Consider the following 14,592-nt stretch of genomic DNA (forward strand, 5'->3'; position numbering starts at 1 on the left):
AATTGAAAGAATCTACAGAGGTGTTCACAATGCAATATGAAGCTATTTGCACGAGCTGTAAAAAACCATTCAAGCTCCAAGAAGGTGAAGCACAATACAAACTAATGAAAGAACGTAAAGCTCACCTATTTTATTGCGAAGAGTGCAAGCATAAAATTCGCTTTGATGCCATCCGAAACTTCTTTAGCTACTACTAGTGGAGGCCATTATGAAGGAACATTATTATACAATCGGTGAGGTTGCCAAACTGTCCAATCTATCCATTCAAACGTTACGCTATTATGATCAGATCGATTTATTTAAGCCTGCTTATACCGATTCTTATACCAATTATCGCTATTATAAAGACAGTCAAATTTTCTATTTAGATATCATTAAATCACTTAAATATATTGGCATTTCTCTAGAGGATATAAAGAAAGCGCTCAAATTAACGTCTGAAGAACTACTTGACTTTTTTGCTCAGCAAGAGCAAAGAATTGATACTAAAATTTCACGCTTGAATGAAGTAAAAAACACTTTATTAAAAACCAAAAAGCAATTACAGGAACAAATCGATATCCCCTTTTTTGGTGAGGTATATATACAAGTAGAGGAAGCCATGCCCATTCTACAAGTGACAACTACCGAATTAACTCCAACTTCTAGTACCAATACATATTACGCAACACTTACAAAAATTATTGAGAAGGAAGGCAGTGTATTAAATAGTCGCTATGGTTGTATATATCCGCTCGCTCCCTATGAAAATGTGAATGCAATTATTTATGACGCCATTTTCACCCCGCTATTAACAGAGCGAGTATTTTCGAAGCTATCGTCGAATATTGAACAAACCATTATACCTGCTGGTACATTTGTCTGTATTGCATTTATCTACCATCCGGATACCTACTTTTCTTTTTATGAAAAATTAAGAAATTATGTCATGGTTCAGTCTGAAGCTTTTGAATCTCAAGTTTATGAACTGTATATGCCCGCAACCCTTACTTTAGAGCATGAAAAGAAATTCATTGTTGAATTAAAGATTCGAAAAAAACAATAAAGATACAATCTCCCTTTATGTATAACTGTCCACATTAATTTCCAAACTGATAAAAAATCATCAAATTGAAAACAAATCTTTTGACCCTATAGTTACTATAGGGTTTATCGTAATACATGGAAATATTCTAGTAGAATGTCAATTTCATGTATCGTGAACGAATAAAAGGAGAACATTATGAGCAAGAAGCAAAATATAACATTAGCAATTTTACTATCGAATCTATTCATTGCCTTTTTAGGTATTGGTTTAGTCATTCCAGTTTTACCAACCATCATGAATGAGCTTCATATTTCAGGCTCTGTCGTTGGTTATATGGTGGCAGCCTTTGCTATTACGCAACTGATCGTGTCACCCATTGCTGGTAAGTTAGTCGATAATATTGGCCGCAAAGTCATGATTGTTGCAGGGCTTTTTATTTTTGGACTTTCTGAGTTTTTATTTGGATTGGGACGTTCCATTGAAGTCCTATTTATTTCTCGAATGTTAGGTGGCGTGAGTGCGGCCTTCATTATGCCAGCCGTCACTGCTTATATTGCCGATATTACAACACTATCTCAACGCCCGAAAGCTCTTGGCTATATGAGTGCTGCAATTAGTACAGGCTTTATAATTGGTCCTGGAATCGGAGGGTTTTTAGCCGAATATGGTACACGCGTTCCCTTCTATGCAGCAGGTGTCCTTGGCCTTGTAGCAGCAATCTTTTCATTGGTATTACTAAAGGAACCAACACGTGCTGGAGATAAGGAAGATACACCAACATCAATTTTAGGGAGTGCCAAGCGAGTATTTAGCCCGCTTTATTTCATTCCATTTATCCTTATTTTCGTCCTATCATTTGGCTTAGCTGCATTCGAATCATTATTTAGTTTATTCGTCGACCACAAATTCGCCTTTACGCCATCAGATATCGCCATTATCATTACAGGTAGTGGGATTGTAGGTGCATTGGCACAATTATTACTATTTGATTGGCTGACAAAGAAAATGGGAGAAATTAATGTCATTCGCTATTCACTGATCCTTTCAGCGGTCTTAACTTTTGCTATGACTATCGTGAATCATTATTTCGCCATCCTATTTGTCACATTCTTTATTTTTGTTGGTTTCGATTTAATTCGTCCAGCAGTCACTTCTTATTTATCTAAAATTGCCGGCAATGAGCAAGGGTTTGTGGGTGGTATGAACTCTATGTTTACAAGCCTTGGTAATATTTTCGGTCCTATTTTAGGCGGGATATTGTTCGATATTAATTTGAACTATCCATATTACTTTGCCACAATTGTTTTAGTGATTGGTGTCATCCTTGCGTTATTCTGGAGAAAACCAAAGCATATTGAACTATAAACGAACAGCGATACAATATAATATTATGAATGAATTTCCAAATTAAAAAAGGATTGCCCACAGATATGTCATCTACGGGCAATCCTTTTAGTTTTATTCATGTACTACAGTTTCTTCTTTTTCGAAATGAATCGCTGTAATATGCACATTTACTTCTGCAGTTTCGAGTGCTGTCATATTAAAAATAGCTTGGCGTATCTGTGTTTGTACTTCCTTCGCTACCTTAGGAATGGCATATCCATATTTCACAGAGCAAAATACATCAATAGCGATTTCACCCGTTTCTGTTACACCTGATTTAATCCCTTTATTGTGTACTTTTTTACCGAAACGTTCCACGACACCTGTCGCAATATTACCACGTGTTGCAGCAATGCCTTCGACCTCATTTACTGCGATCCCTGCCACAACCTCGATAACCTCTGCCGCTACTTCAATTTTTCCAAGCTCTTCTTTTCCAGAAGGTGTTGGTTGTACGAAAGATTGTCCTACTTTCTCTGCCATACAAATATCATCCTTTCCCTTACACATCACAAACAAATGCTGTACTTACATATATTATACTATAAAAAGGAAGGTTTGGCTGTCGAAAGCCGTTTTAATTTATAAAGAAGCTGGATCCTCAACATTTATTAAATAAATCCTCTTGTCAAAGCCTCCGCGCTCCATTTTCTTCTAATTACGGAATGCCTCAAGCTCTTCATAGCTCACACCTAGTGCACTAATTGTTGTATGTATTAACTCTAAAATATCTACTAATTCCTCAACCTCATCTTGTACAGTAGTAGCTTCATGAAACTCCCTAGCTTCCTCGAGCATTTTTGCTTTTACTTCCGTTAAAAACTCAATTGGTGTTCTAAAGTACGCGCACGATAAGTTACACCTTTCGCATCCATTATTTCTAAAATATTATCTCTTACTAGCTTATTAGATATAGGCATACTGATCCCCCTCCTCAACTGCTCTACCCGAATTATACAGTGGTATAAACAAAAACCTCTAACTGTAAAAAAAGTTAGAGGCTTTTCAAATAGCGAACGCTTACTTCACTTTTTCTGCAACACCAAATACAATATTCTCTTCAAGGAACTTCGTTTTGAATTGTGCTGATTTAAAGACGTCATTGTCCATGAGTGCTTGGTGGAATGGAATAGTTGTTGCGCTTAGTTTAATAAGAATAGGGTTTGCGTGAATGATGAATCTCATAGCCAGTCCTTTTTATGCTTTCAAATCAATCATAAGAACGCTCATAGGTGCTAAAGTCGCTTTGAACACTTCTACAAGATTTGCAATCTCCATTTAACTATCAACTCTCACTCTAATATGTTATGTTTTTAAATAAAAAGAATTTTCTGTTAGTTAAGGAGATAGAAATATGATAGGAGAATGAAGATGAAAATTAGAACAGCAACAATTCAAGATGCACAAGGTATTGGAAAGGTTCATGTTGACAGTTGGAGAACAACCTATAAAAATATTATTCCTGATAGTTTTTTAGATAAATTATCCTATGAACAACGAGAAAAATTATGGGAAAGAAATATCAACAGAGAAGATAATTATGTTCTTGTCGCTGAAAATGAAATTGGAGAAATTGTTGGCTTTGCAGTTGCTTCAACTAGAGAAACAAACGTTGAACGTAATTCAAGTGACTTAACCTCGATTTACCTATTAGAAGAATATCAAGGCAAAAGGATTGGAAAACTTTTATTGAACGAGTTATTTATCTATTTTAAACAGAAAGGGTATCAATCAATATTTGTAGAAGTATTGGCAGAAAATAAAACACGTTTTTTCTATGAATATTACGGAGCGGAATATGTGAAAACGGTGCAAATTAATATTGGTGGAAAAGTGTTAGAAGAATACGTCTATGTGTGGAATGATATTGATAGGGTTTTGGAAAATCTAAAATAGGGACTATGAACAACCATTCGACATTCAAAACAATAGCCATCATACTAAGGGCTTGTGAGTATGATTCAACCTCATTACACGCAAGTCCTTTTGCTATGCTCTCACAATCGCAATCCACTTGAACAAACATCTTCTAAACGTTTAAAAGTATAAATGCATTCGCTGATTGTCGCCTTACGAACGCCCAACAAGACGCATTTGCTCTTTCACAATTAACATAGCACTATTAATTTCTTCACCTTTCTAAGCCTCATGTAATTCAGCTACATCAATCATTAGCTTTGGTGGAGTAATCAGTATCGTATCTTCCTCTTTAAACGTACCCATCAAAGCTTGGTAGCTGTATAGCTTCTGTCATACCTTCTAAATCGAAGTCCCTGTACGCTGACCTTTTCAAGATAAACAAAAAACCTCTAACTGTAAAAGTTAGAGGCTTTTCAAATAGCGAACGCTTACTTCACTTTTTCTGCAACACCCAATACATCATTCTCTTCTAGGAACTTCGTATTGAATTGCGCTGATTTGAAGACGTCATTGTTCATTAGTGCTTGGTGGAATGGGATGGTTGTATTGATTCCAGGACCAGATACTTCAAATTCACCTAGTGCGCGATTCATTTTCGCAATCGCCTCTTCACGTGTATCGGCATGAACAATGAGTTTTGCCACCATTGAATCATAGTATGGTGGAATTGTATAACCTGCATAGACAGCAGAATCAATACGTACACCATAGCCACCTGGTGTTACATACGTATCAACAGTTCCTGCTGAAGGCATGAAGTTTTTATAGGCATTTTCTGCGTTAATACGGCATTCAATAGCCCAACCATTTAATTGAATATCATCTTGAGTGAAAGGTAGTTTTTCACCAGATGCAATTTTTAATTGTTGTTGTACAAGATCTACACCAGAAATCATTTCTGTTACTGGGTGCTCTACTTGGATACGCGTATTCATTTCCATGAAGTAGAACTTGTCCTCTTGATAGTCATAAATGAACTCAATTGTTCCAGCACCTTCATAGTCACAGGCTTGGGCTGCTTTTACGGCAGCTGCACCCATTTCAGCACGGCGTTCAGAAGAAAGAGCTGGAGATGGAGCTTCCTCTACTAACTTCTGCATACGACGTTGAACAGTACAGTCACGCTCGCCTAAATGCACGACGTTACCATAGCCATCCGCTAAAATTTGGATTTCACAGTGACGGAAGTACTCGATGAATTTCTCTAAATATACGCCAGGGTTACCGAATGCAGCAGCAGCCTCTTTTTGCGTAATATCAATACCTTTGACAAGATCTTCTTCTGTACGTGCTACACGAATCCCTTTACCACCGCCACCAGCAGTGGCTTTGATGATTACAGGATAGCCAATTTTAGCAGCCCATTCTTTACCTGTTTCGATATCTGGCACAATACCTGTACCCGGAACAAGTGGAACTCCTGCTGCTTCCATTGTTGTACGTGCTACGTCCTTGATACCCATAATTTTAATGGAATCAGATGATGGACCGATAAATTTAATGCCAGCGTTTTCACAAGCTTCTGCAAAATCAGCGTTTTCTGATACAAAGCCATAGCCTGGGTGGATACCGTCAGCACCTGTTTTTTCAGCTACACTAAGTAGAGCTGGGAAACTAAGATAAGAATCTTTTGATAGCTTTGGTCCAATACAGTAGGCTTCGTCTGCTAATTTCACATGTAATGCGTCTGCATCTGCCTCAGAGTACACAGCAACTGACTGGATGCCTAACTCTTTACAAGCACGAATGATACGCACAGCGATTTCGCCGCGGTTTGCAATTAAAACTTTTTTCATGATTTGCACTCCTTACTGAGCTTTTACAAGGAATAATGGTTGGCCGTATTCTACTAATTCGCCATCTTTCACAAGTACTTCAACGATTTCCCCTTGCACTTCTGCTTCAATTTCGTTGAATAATTTCATTGCTTCTACGATACATACAATTGTTTCGTTCCCTACTTTGTCTCCTGCTTTTACGTAAGCTGGTGAATCTGGGTTTGGTGATTGATAGAAAGTACCGACCATTGGAGATACAATTTTATGTAGCGATGGGTCGTTAATCGCTGGCGCCGCTGCAGCAGGTGCTTCTTCCACTTTAGCTGGTGCTGCTACTGGAGCTTCTGCTGGTGCAGATTGTTGTACAACAGGTGCTACTACTTCTTTTTTAGGTGCTACAGTTTCTGTAACAACAATATTATTCTTTTTTAACTTAACTTTTGCGCCATCTACCTCATACACAAACTCGTCAATTGAAGAAGAATCTACTAATTTAATAATTTCGCGAATTTCTTGAATTTTGAACATTTCTAACTCTCCTTATGAAATAAAATCTACTACAATAACTATTTTATATTTTTTCGAATCAATTTGAAATAGTTAAATGAAAATTAAGTAAATATGAACAAAATAAAAGGCTTTCCTTTACTAAGCGAAAGCCTTTTCATAACGCTGATATATAACAACTCTTTTTAAATAAACTAAAAATTTATTATTTTCTATATTTTTAATAATTATTCGCGCTGAACTTTACTTGTACATCATTTGCGCCTTCCATCTCTGTTCTTACTAAATATATAATTTCATTTGCTTGGGATTTTGATAATTCTTCAGCCATGACTGTAACAGAAACTTTTTCTCCTTCGGCACGAACAAATGCATCAGAATAGCCTAATGATTTAATGAGCATTTCAAGCATTGCTTCTGCTGATTCTCGTTTAATAAGACCATCCATTTCATTGAATGCCTCATTTTTCTCGTCAGCAGAAGATTCTTCTGAAGCAATTTTTTGTGTTAACTGCTCACGAAGTTGGCTTCTCTCATCACTAACTTGCATACGCATTTCTTCAAATAAATGACTCGGTGAAGAAACTTCTTGTGTCACATCATTCGTTGCTTTTTGATCTGTAACACCACTTACAGCTGTTTGTTGTAATGTATCATCCGTAAAAATAGTAAGACCATTGAACTGTTTTGCTGGATCAACCAAATAATACACTGAAATGACTGCTACTAAACTTAATAATGTCATAAACCAAACTGTTCTTCTACGTACGCGCATTTACTTTTCCTCCTTATTTTCCATTGGAACGATAATAATTCGATGAATCGGCAACTGCATCACTTGACTGACGACTGCACGAATTTCATTTTTCACAAAGATATCGGATGCACCTTCTGAAACAACTAGCATTCCTGTTACGTTTTTCGCGCCTTGCTCAGTCCCTCGAAAATATTGGCTGAATAGTTTATTGGCATCTTGGTCATCTGTCATCTCTCCATAATAAAAATAGACTTTAACCTCCCCAACACCTTGCATTGCTTTTAGTGTTTGCTCAAGTTTTTCTTCATTCGTGAGCGGTGAACCTTTGTCGTTCGTTGAATTCGTTTGATACATAGGCAAAATGATGAAAATACCAACGGAGGCAGCTACCAGTATTAAAACCATTAATGACGTTGTTTTTTTTCGTGTCTTTTCCACATCACTTGTACATTGCCTCCTTTCATCTTCTCTTTTTCAAGTGTATGTACGCTTGTTTCTTCCTATGAATTGATAAATGGAATCTTTAATAGCAATTGCAAAAATACTAACGTGATGACCAGTTTTGTGAGTGAAATTATTTCCTTATCATCCGTTAGAAACACAAATATCTGACAAACAAAGAGCAATGCCAATAAAAGAATCAATCTATCTCCCCCCTGCCATAACTTGTACGAACACAATGAGGAAAAAACAAGAGAACATAAATGAAAAAGCAATCAAAAATGATACAGCACATAAGGTAAATAGGGATTTACTAATTTGATCTAGTAGTCTACAAATATCATCAAAGGCAATGGGTTCTAAAATAGCGGCAAGCATTTTTAAAGAATAGGCACTGACAACAAGTTGAACAGTTGGAATAAACGATACGGTAATAACTGCGATAAAGGCACTAATGCTGGTAAGTGAGGATGTAAATTGTGTCATATGCTGAAACATTGAAAAGCTATCAACTATAAACGAACCAACCACCGGAATATTTTCTTCAATTAATTTTTTGACTGGCTCAGCTACAGCTGCATTGACGCTAAACGCAGCCACTCCTCCTGCAGTCATCAATAGGACGTAGCAAATAACAGAGGCAGAAACGATACTCATAATGGTAAAGCGAATCAAATCCGCGATCCGTGTAAAAGATATTTCCTTAACAATCACACTACATACATCAAAAACAATGGCTAACAAAACACCTGGAATAAGCCACTTACTACTAATAATTGTGAGAACTTGTACAAAAAACAGCAAAAAAGGCTGCCAGGATGCAATGGCTGTAATACTACTAGATAACATAAAGCTTGAGGTCAAAATAGGATAAAACGCCGTAAATAAATGGGCTAGTCCTTGGGCAATTTCATCAATTAATGTAAAAGATTTAACAACAACTGGTCCTATCGTAGCTAACACAATTAGAAAAAAGAGGATTCTTGTCCCTTTTTCAAATTCTGGTAATATCATGTTGATGATTAAAATCATGATGACATAACTACAAAGCAACAGTGTCATCTTGAGCAAGAGAAAGAATGGGTCGATTAAAAACGATAGTATTTGCTCCTGCAATGGCTCCGCTCCTTAGTTTAGCCTTTGTAAAATGGCCGACACCTCCTGTAAAACAGCCAAAAATTCTTTGAACCAATACAATAAAATAACAATCTTTACCGCTGCAAAAACAATGTTCCCGAGCACCCTATAGTTATGTTCTACAAGCAGCAATGACACCCATTGCCCGACATAGAACATACTTGCACTAATTAAAATAGCCTTTGCATAAGGCAAAAACGCAAGCGTTTCTAAAAGTTGCTTGACGAAGGGCAATAAAAGTGTCGAGAACAGCATGCCAAAAAGTAAAAACGAAAACATCACACTTATTAGCGCGTGGAGTGGCTGTATGACTTCTTTTATCAGCAATAATAAAAGCAGCATGACAACAGCAACGATAACAATTTCCATTTACCCTACCCGGATGATGTCAGCCATTGAAAGAATGTGAGAATTTCGGTAAAAAATAGACGTAAAAAACGGAGTAATTCTGCTGTCATATATAAGTAGGCAATAAAAAATAGGAAAAATGAAAATTCCTTCTTCCCTGTTTGATCGAAGAAAACATGAAGAAGCGCAACTACTAGTCCCACTCCAGCAACTCTTAATACGTCTTGTAATTCCATTCCTACGCCCCCTCGTGTACAGCAATATATGTCGCTCTACAAAAAAAAAGACCTCTATACAGTTGTATAGAGATCTTCTATGTAAAAATTTTATAGCCATTTATCTACGATACTTTTGACCGTACCAGTGTGCTGTACAAGATGGCTATTTTCGCCCATCCACATCGATAAATATTGGGCATTGCCCTGTTCAGCACTTTCCTTACGAATAGTTGTCGTTAAATAATTTTGCAACGGATAGGGTGCAACTGTCGCATCCTTCATACGTCTAGTAAAATCATTTGCTAGACCCCTTGCTGGTTTACCTGTAAATGCGAGTGTAATGGTTGTTTCCTGTTCTTTTGATGCCAGCACCGCATTTTTATAAAGCGGAGAAATTTCACATTCTTCTGCCACCAGTAAAACCGTCCCAACTTGCACTGCCTGTGCCCCGCTCTCTAAAGCCTTCTGAATATCCTCCTTCGTCACAAGGCCTCCCGCTGCGATAATAGGAATAGCTATGTTCCCCGCTACCTGCTGCAGTAGGTCATATAAAGGAATTAATTGAAGTGGTGCTGTAAAGGAACCTCGATGACCACCCGCTTCTCCGCCTTGTAGGACCACCGCATCCATGCCAGCCTGTTCAACTAGCTGAGCTTCCGCTAATGTAGTAGCTGTACCAATTGTATATACCCCATGTTCCTTTAACTGTTGGAGCACCTCCGCTGAAGGAATACCGAATGTAAATGAGCAGATCTTTACATTCTCCTCAATAACCGCTTGGACTTGTCCAGCAAAAACTTCCTTGGATACAACGCTTTGTACAGGCGATAATCCAAGCTCATCATAAAAAGGTTGGAGTGCCATGCGGGCCTTTTGTAAAACCTCGATATCAATTTGCGGCTCCTCTTGTACGAATAGATTGACCGCAAAAGGTTTTGTCGTTAGCCTCTTCACTTCCTGAATAAATTGCTTTGTTTGTTCACCATCTAAGTAACCTGCACCTATAGAGCCTAATAATCCAGCCTCGGTACAAGCTGCAACGAATTTAGGTGATGTGACACCTGCCATAGGCGCTTGAATGATTGGTTGTTGACTATCTAGTATTGTTTGTAGCATAACTCTCACTCCTTACGATTATTGTAGACATTTCTCCCAATAATGACCATCTATCTGATGATAGAAACTTGGAGGGAGACAAGAAAAAAAGAGACCGTTTCTCTATCCATTATCACAATGTCCCGATCGTTTCACAAGAAATGTATAAGAAAAAAATAAAAACCTACCCTTTTAATAAAAAAGAGTAGGTTGATGATCATTTATAATTAAGCACGAGAAACGTAAGAGCCTTCTTCTGTGTTAATGATTAGTACATCACCTTGGTTTACGAAGAATGGTACTTGTACAATAAGACCTGTTTGAAGAGTAGCAGGTTTCGTACCACCTGAAGCTGTGTCACCTTTAATGCCTGGTTCTGTTTCAGTTACTTCTAATTGCACCGTGTTTGGTAATTCAACACCTAGCATTTCACCCTGGTAAGATTGAATATGAACTTCCATGTTTTCTTTTAGGAATTTTAATTCATACTCGATTGCTGCTGAAGCTAGTTCAGTTTGCTCGTATGATTCTAGGTCCATGAATACATGGTCGTCACCTTGTGCATATAGATATTGCATTTTGCGGTTATCGATTTGTGCTTTTTCTACTTTTTCACCAGCACGGAATGTTTTTTCATTCACTGAGCCGTTACGTAGGTTACGTAATTTAGAACGTACGAAAGCAGCACCTTTACCTGGTTTAACGTGTTGGAAATCTAGCACGCGGTATAATTGGCCATCAACAACAATTGTTAGACCTGTACGGAAATCGTTTACTGAAATCATTTGTGTTCCTCCAAATTTTATAAAATAATGAGTTCTTTTGACGAATGTGTGAGTAATTCATTCCCTGTCTCAGTGATTAAAATATCATCCTCAATACGGACACCACCGATACCTGGTAAATAAACACCCGGTTCAATCGTCACGGCCATACCTGGCTCTAGCACTGCATCAGAACGCATCGATAAGCCAGGGCCTTCATGTACTTCAAGACCGATACCATGTCCTAAAGAATGACCGAATGCTTCGCCATATCCTTTTTCTTTTAAGTAGTCACGTGCAATAGCGTCCGCTTGAATACCTGTTAATCCAGGACCCACTTTTTCAAGTGCTAACAGCTGAGAAGCAAGGACTGCATTGTACATATCTACTAATTTTTCAGATGGTTCTCCAACAGCCACAGTACGCGTAATATCCGAAATATAGCCATTGTATAGCGCACCAAAGTCTAATGTAACAAAGTCGCCTTTTTCAATCACTTTATCCGTTGCCACGCCATGTGGTAATGCTGAACGAAGACCAGACGCAACAATTATGTCAAACGAAGACTGAGTCGCTCCTTGTTTACGCATGAAAAATTCTAATTCATTCGAAACCTCAAGCTCTGTTTTACCAGGCTTGATGAAGCCTAAAATATGTGTAAATGCGTGATCTGCAATTTCACACGCAGCCTTAATAATATTAATCTCTTGTTCCGTCTTAATCAAGCGAATTTTTTCAATTAGCCCAGAAATCGGCACTAAATCAGCTTGAATGTTCGATTTATACAGTTCATATGTGCCATAGCTTACAGTATCTCTCTCAAAGCCCAGTAATTTGATGCCCATATTTTTTACTTGTGTAGCAATTTCTTCAATAATTGTTGCTTCATGCTTAACAATTCGGAAGTCCTGAATTTGCGCGGTAGCTTGTTCTGTATATCGGAAATCTGTAATAAACACAGCATCATTTTGAGACACAATTGCTACGCCTGCTGTCCCTGTAAAACCAGTCATATAGCGGCGGTTATACCCATTCGTAACTAAAATACCATCGATGTTTTGTTCTTGAAGTGCTTTACGTAGCTTTTGTAATTTCAACATAATCAATTCTCCCTCTCGATAAATGTACGTAGTGCCAGTTCATAGCCTTTCGTACCTAGTCCACAAATTTGACCAAGGCAGGCCGGAGCAAGATAGGAATGATGACGGAAAGCCTCACGTTTATGGATATTGGAAATATGTACTTCGATTACTGGCACAGAAATTCCTGCAATAGCATCGTGTAACGCGATGCTTGTATGGGTATATGCACCAGGATTAAAGATGATGCCATCATATTTTTCGTCTTCTGCTTCATGCACCCAATCCACAAGTACCCCTTCGTGATTGGATTGACGAAATTCAACTGTGGCACCTAAAGAAGCCGCAAGATTTTGAACATTTTCTTGAACATCATCCAATGTTTCATGTCCATAAATATGTGGCTCTCTTTTTCCAAGTCGATTTAAGTTGGGTCCATTCAAACATAATAACTTCACGCTTCTATTCGCCTCTTTCTATGTACTTGCCATTTATTTTATCATACACGGCGCATACAGCAACTAATTTCCTTTTTGCGCCGTATGCTCTCTCTGATGAAAATTGGCTGTTTCTAACAAGAAGCGTAAAAGGCAAACCACGACAACTATGAATGGAATCGAAAGCTTTTTAAAGGAAGAAAGTTGTAATGGTAAATCTAATGCAATCCATTCTAATAGAATCGTTACAAAAAGCCCTAGCAGTAGCGAAGAAAAGACCGCCGGAATGACATAGACATAGCGCATAGTCATATATACAAACAATCCGATGATAAATAGAAGAAAAATAAAGAAGGTCCAGTGAAATAATTTAGAGCTTTCTTCAAACCATCCCCATTTTTTATAAAAACCAATCGGATGCCATTTAATAAGATTAAAATAATGCAAACCTTTTAAGCACAATGCTAAAACAAGCGCATTTACAAGTGACGTTATTGTCCCTATTTTCACAATATTTCCTCCTTTGCCCACTAATCATTTCCTAAAATGTACGATTAGTGTAGCCATATAGAAAATTTACTATGCGTAACTGTAGAGGTTTTTGACTAAATTTAGTACAATGGTACAGTTGAAATATATAAAGAGAGTGGTGTTAGCCTTGAGCAATTCACCTGTATACGGGGGACAAGCACAATTAGAAGGTGTGATGTTCGGAGGAAAGGATCATACAGTTACAGCCATTCGTCGTAACGATGATTCCATTGATTATTATCATTTTAAAAAAGTACAAAAGCCTATTTTACAAAAGCTTAAAAAAATCCCATTTGTTCGAGGCGTTGTCGCGTTGATTGAATCAGCAGGCTTAGGTTCTCGTCATATGCAATTTGCAGGGGATCGTTATGATGTAGTACCTGGTGAAGAAGAAGAAAATAAAGAAGAAGGATCCAAACTTCAAATGATACTTGGGGTTGCTGTAGTAGGTATTCTTTCCTTTTTATTTGGAAAATTTGCCTTTACACTAATTCCAGTTTTTATAGCTGATTTTTTCTCTAAATGGATTGAAGGAAAAACGGGCCAAATTTTACTTGAAAGCGGTATTAAACTACTATTACTGCTCACATATTTATATTTTATCTCGTTAACGCCTCTCATCAAACGAGTATTTCAGTACCATGGTGCGGAGCATAAAGTCATCAACTGCTATGAAGCTGGTTTAGACGTTACAGTTGAAAACGTCCAAGCACAATCACGTCTACACTATCGTTGTGGTAGTAGCTTCATTCTTTTCACAGTCTTTGTCGGCATGTTCTTATATTTCTTCGTGCCAACTGACCCGCTATGGCTACGTATTTTAGATCGTATTTTATTAATTCCAGTAGTACTAGGAATATCATTTGAAGTATTACAGGCAACAAATGCTTGCCGTAATATTCCTGTATTACGATTCCTTGGCTATCCTGGTCTATGGCTTCAATTGCTAACAACTCGCGAACCAAAGGATGATCAAGTGGAAGTTGCCATTGCATCCTTTAATATGCTACTTCAAGTAGAGCAACAGCCAGAAATAGCAGCAACATTAAATCATGATTAAGGAAAAGGCAGTCCCAACGTAAGTTGTTGGAACTGCCTTTTTTATATAGATGCTAGCCTTGCATTTTTCGTTTAAATGCCATAATCGCAGCTCGATAAACCTATCCA

General features: G+C 37.7%; 20 protein-coding genes. 5 read left to right on the forward strand and 15 right to left on the reverse strand.

Annotation, left to right across the window (positions count from 1 at the left end):
• Positions 1–29 precede the first annotated feature (29 nt).
• The 3 genes from PI85_RS24230 (at position 30) to PI85_RS09220 (ending at position 2,392) form a co-directional block, all read left to right on the forward strand.
• A complete protein-coding gene (locus tag PI85_RS24230; RefSeq protein WP_144422574.1) occupies positions 30–197 on the forward strand; it encodes a DUF2197 domain-containing protein in 168 nt (55 codons plus the stop codon).
• A gap of 11 nt (positions 198–208) precedes the next feature.
• A complete protein-coding gene (locus PI85_RS09215) occupies positions 209–1,045 on the forward strand; it encodes a MerR family transcriptional regulator (protein WP_036126936.1) in 837 nt (278 codons plus the stop codon).
• A gap of 177 nt (positions 1,046–1,222) precedes the next feature.
• A complete protein-coding gene (locus PI85_RS09220) occupies positions 1,223–2,392 on the forward strand; it encodes an MFS transporter (protein WP_036126938.1) in 1,170 nt (389 codons plus the stop codon).
• Positions 2,393–2,485: 93 nt separating this feature from the next.
• Here the strand turns inward: PI85_RS09220 and PI85_RS09225 are convergent, their stop codons facing one another.
• From PI85_RS09225 to PI85_RS24665, 3 genes are all read right to left on the reverse strand, one after another.
• Entirely contained in the window at positions 2,486–2,896 is a 411-nt protein-coding gene (locus PI85_RS09225; RefSeq protein ID WP_036126940.1) for an Asp23/Gls24 family envelope stress response protein, read from the reverse strand.
• A gap of 171 nt (positions 2,897–3,067) precedes the next feature.
• Positions 3,068–3,211, reverse strand: a complete 144-nt coding sequence (locus PI85_RS25215; RefSeq protein WP_369794248.1) for a hypothetical protein — start codon at positions 3,209–3,211, stop codon at positions 3,068–3,070.
• 222 nt (positions 3,212–3,433) lie between these two features.
• Complete coding sequence (locus PI85_RS24665) at positions 3,434–3,598, reverse strand: hypothetical protein (RefSeq protein ID WP_200886561.1); 165 nt, start codon at positions 3,596–3,598, stop codon at positions 3,434–3,436.
• Between the two features lie 186 nt (positions 3,599–3,784).
• On the opposite strand from PI85_RS24665, the gene PI85_RS09235 reads away from it, so the two are divergent.
• Positions 3,785–4,309: a GNAT family N-acetyltransferase gene (locus PI85_RS09235; protein WP_036126941.1), complete on the forward strand. Its 525-nt coding sequence runs from the start codon at positions 3,785–3,787 to the stop codon at positions 4,307–4,309.
• A gap of 452 nt (positions 4,310–4,761) precedes the next feature.
• Here PI85_RS09235 and accC read toward each other — a convergent pair whose 3' ends face one another.
• The 12 genes from accC to PI85_RS09295 form a co-directional block, all read right to left on the reverse strand.
• Positions 4,762–6,129, reverse strand: coding sequence for an acetyl-CoA carboxylase biotin carboxylase subunit (gene accC / locus PI85_RS09240; RefSeq protein WP_008179874.1), 1,368 nt, complete (start codon positions 6,127–6,129; stop codon positions 4,762–4,764).
• Between the two features lie 12 nt (positions 6,130–6,141).
• Positions 6,142–6,639, reverse strand: coding sequence for an acetyl-CoA carboxylase biotin carboxyl carrier protein (gene accB / locus PI85_RS09245; protein WP_036126942.1), 498 nt, complete (start codon positions 6,637–6,639; stop codon positions 6,142–6,144).
• A gap of 199 nt (positions 6,640–6,838) precedes the next feature.
• Positions 6,839–7,393: a SpoIIIAH-like family protein gene (locus PI85_RS09250; protein WP_008179871.1), complete on the reverse strand. Its 555-nt coding sequence runs from the start codon at positions 7,391–7,393 to the stop codon at positions 6,839–6,841.
• A complete protein-coding gene (locus tag PI85_RS09255) occupies positions 7,394–7,813 on the reverse strand; it encodes a hypothetical protein (protein ID WP_008179869.1) in 420 nt (139 codons plus the stop codon).
• Positions 7,814–8,020: 207 nt separating this feature from the next.
• The gene (locus PI85_RS09260; protein ID WP_036126944.1) at positions 8,021–8,932 is read right to left on the reverse strand and encodes a stage III sporulation protein AE; all 912 of its coding nucleotides are present in this window, start codon (positions 8,930–8,932) and stop codon (positions 8,021–8,023) included.
• A 12-nt stretch (positions 8,933–8,944) separates the two neighbouring features.
• Positions 8,945–9,322, reverse strand: a complete 378-nt coding sequence (locus tag PI85_RS09265; RefSeq protein WP_008179865.1) for a hypothetical protein — start codon at positions 9,320–9,322, stop codon at positions 8,945–8,947.
• A 5-nt stretch (positions 9,323–9,327) separates the two neighbouring features.
• A complete protein-coding gene (locus PI85_RS09270; protein ID WP_008179863.1) occupies positions 9,328–9,537 on the reverse strand; it encodes a hypothetical protein in 210 nt (69 codons plus the stop codon).
• 90 nt (positions 9,538–9,627) lie between these two features.
• Positions 9,628–10,635, reverse strand: coding sequence for a nitronate monooxygenase family protein (locus PI85_RS09275; protein WP_036126946.1), 1,008 nt, complete (start codon positions 10,633–10,635; stop codon positions 9,628–9,630).
• Between the two features lie 206 nt (positions 10,636–10,841).
• On the reverse strand, positions 10,842–11,399 hold the full coding sequence (gene efp / locus PI85_RS09280) for an elongation factor P (RefSeq protein WP_008179859.1): 558 nt from the start codon (positions 11,397–11,399) through the stop codon (positions 10,842–10,844).
• A 17-nt stretch (positions 11,400–11,416) separates the two neighbouring features.
• Positions 11,417–12,478: a Xaa-Pro peptidase family protein gene (locus PI85_RS09285; RefSeq protein ID WP_036126948.1), complete on the reverse strand. Its 1,062-nt coding sequence runs from the start codon at positions 12,476–12,478 to the stop codon at positions 11,417–11,419.
• 2 nt (positions 12,479–12,480) lie between these two features.
• Entirely contained in the window at positions 12,481–12,915 is a 435-nt protein-coding gene (gene aroQ / locus PI85_RS09290; RefSeq protein ID WP_036126950.1) for a type II 3-dehydroquinate dehydratase, read from the reverse strand.
• Positions 12,916–12,978: 63 nt separating this feature from the next.
• Positions 12,979–13,404, reverse strand: coding sequence for a hypothetical protein (locus PI85_RS09295; protein ID WP_036126952.1), 426 nt, complete (start codon positions 13,402–13,404; stop codon positions 12,979–12,981).
• Positions 13,405–13,513: 109 nt separating this feature from the next.
• Here PI85_RS09295 and PI85_RS09300 point away from each other — a divergent pair, with 109 nt between their 5' ends.
• On the forward strand, positions 13,514–14,485 hold the full coding sequence (locus PI85_RS09300; RefSeq protein ID WP_042737447.1) for a DUF1385 domain-containing protein: 972 nt from the start codon (positions 13,514–13,516) through the stop codon (positions 14,483–14,485).
• Positions 14,486–14,592 lie beyond the last annotated feature (107 nt).

Origin of the sequence: Lysinibacillus sp. A1, from assembly GCF_000801965.1 — a bacterium.
In the GTDB taxonomy this organism is placed as follows: domain Bacteria; phylum Bacillota; class Bacilli; order Bacillales_A; family Planococcaceae; genus Lysinibacillus; species Lysinibacillus fusiformis.

Coding starts and splice junctions, on each gene's coding strand:
- PI85_RS24230 (WP_144422574.1), top strand. CDS start 30: ATGCAATATGAAGCTATTTGCACGAGCTGTAAAAAACCATTCAAGCTC.
- PI85_RS09215 (WP_036126936.1), top strand. CDS start 209: ATGAAGGAACATTATTATACAATCGGTGAGGTTGCCAAACTGTCCAAT.
- PI85_RS09220 (WP_036126938.1), top strand. CDS start 1,223: ATGAGCAAGAAGCAAAATATAACATTAGCAATTTTACTATCGAATCTA.
- PI85_RS09225 (WP_036126940.1), bottom strand. CDS start 2,896: ATGGCAGAGAAAGTAGGACAATCTTTCGTACAACCAACACCTTCTGGA.
- PI85_RS25215 (WP_369794248.1), bottom strand. CDS start 3,211: ATGCTCGAGGAAGCTAGGGAGTTTCATGAAGCTACTACTGTACAAGAT.
- PI85_RS24665 (WP_200886561.1), bottom strand. CDS start 3,598: ATGAGATTCATCATTCACGCAAACCCTATTCTTATTAAACTAAGCGCA.
- PI85_RS09235 (WP_036126941.1), top strand. CDS start 3,785: ATGAAAATTAGAACAGCAACAATTCAAGATGCACAAGGTATTGGAAAG.
- accC (WP_008179874.1), bottom strand. CDS start 6,129: ATGAAAAAAGTTTTAATTGCAAACCGCGGCGAAATCGCTGTGCGTATC.
- accB (WP_036126942.1), bottom strand. CDS start 6,639: ATGTTCAAAATTCAAGAAATTCGCGAAATTATTAAATTAGTAGATTCT.
- PI85_RS09250 (WP_008179871.1), bottom strand. CDS start 7,393: ATGCGCGTACGTAGAAGAACAGTTTGGTTTATGACATTATTAAGTTTA.
- PI85_RS09265 (WP_008179865.1), bottom strand. CDS start 9,322: ATGGAAATTGTTATCGTTGCTGTTGTCATGCTGCTTTTATTATTGCTG.
- PI85_RS09270 (WP_008179863.1), bottom strand. CDS start 9,537: ATGGAATTACAAGACGTATTAAGAGTTGCTGGAGTGGGACTAGTAGTT.
- PI85_RS09275 (WP_036126946.1), bottom strand. CDS start 10,635: ATGCTACAAACAATACTAGATAGTCAACAACCAATCATTCAAGCGCCT.
- efp (WP_008179859.1), bottom strand. CDS start 11,399: ATGATTTCAGTAAACGATTTCCGTACAGGTCTAACAATTGTTGTTGAT.
- PI85_RS09285 (WP_036126948.1), bottom strand. CDS start 12,478: ATGTTGAAATTACAAAAGCTACGTAAAGCACTTCAAGAACAAAACATC.
- PI85_RS09300 (WP_042737447.1), top strand. CDS start 13,514: ATGGTACAGTTGAAATATATAAAGAGAGTGGTGTTAGCCTTGAGCAAT.